The 1,085-nt window shown below is 39.5% G+C and carries 1 protein-coding gene; it reads left to right on the top strand.

Annotation, left to right across the window (positions count from 1 at the left end):
• Positions 1 to 228: 228 nt before the first annotated feature.
• Positions 229 to 1,085 (top strand): tetratricopeptide repeat protein (locus NAT51_RS19620; RefSeq protein ID WP_250601811.1); only part of this gene is annotated, 857 nt, incomplete at its 3' end.

Raw genomic sequence — 1,085 nt, 5'->3', positions numbered from 1 at the left:
CTAATGGATTGACGGGCGGTTTCAAGCTTTCGTCAGAAAACAAGACGAAATACAAAAATTTGTAAAAAGCCTTAAAAATAGTTTTGTAAATAAAAAAGATATATTAATTTTGAAAGCATAAGGAGGAGATTCCAAAACAGTAGTTAAGGAGCTTATCACCCGATGTTAGGTTGGTTGTTTTTCACAAAATAGCTCTTCTCCTTTTCTTTCCTAAATTCATAAATAATTATGAGTCATCTTTCCAGGAAAGATTTTATCAAATTAACTTCATGGGGATTTGTTGCGACGATGTTACCGGTTTCGGAACTAAGTGCGATCAACAGTGTTTTTGCCACAGATGCAGTTCCAACCCAGGAAGGTTTCAAAGAAGCACAGCAGTTGGCCAAACAAGCCAAAGAATTTTTCTATAAAAAGGAGTATAAGAAAGCCGAGGAATTATACTTGGAGTGTATTAAACTTGCCCCGAACTATATTCAGTTCTATGATGCCCTGAGTAATGTGTACGGTGCCAAGAACAACCATCTGGCTGCAGCCGAACTTTTCAGACAGGGTGTGTTGAAAAATCCGAAGAGAGGACCGTTTTATGACCGTGCCGCCCGTTCACTGGTGCGTTTGGAACAAGGCAATGAGAAACAAACCAAATTGTTTAAAAAACAGAATAAGAAAACTGTTTCGCTGGTAAGCGATGCAGAAGAATTATACCGCACAGCAATTGCCCTGGAAGGAACAAAAGTGTATCTGACCCAAGGAACTTCGAAGATTGCCAAAGCCAAAGAAAAACAATCGGGTAAGTTGGCCATTAAGGAAAATGCGAAGCAGAAGCATGCACATGCCAAAGAAGTTAACCAAAAGATCAAGGCGAATGTGGCTGTTAAGACCGATGCTGAAATCGAAACTTTGATCACTAAACTGGATACCAAAAGAAGGATTCCGTTGTATGTGGCATCGGAACAAAACCAACGTACGTTCCATATCACCAAAGAAAAAAAGAAACACTTACGTGTTTTATTGGACAGACATAAGAAGGATGCTGCAAAGAGCCTTGTGTTGTCACAGAGACTTTTTGATCTGGATCCATCCGATTC

This window comes from Flavobacterium amniphilum, from assembly GCF_023634845.1.
GTDB classification, from domain to species: domain Bacteria; phylum Bacteroidota; class Bacteroidia; order Flavobacteriales; family Flavobacteriaceae; genus Flavobacterium; species Flavobacterium amniphilum.
Note: the sequence above shows the minus strand (reverse complement) of the source record. Positions and strands in the feature narration are given on the sequence as shown.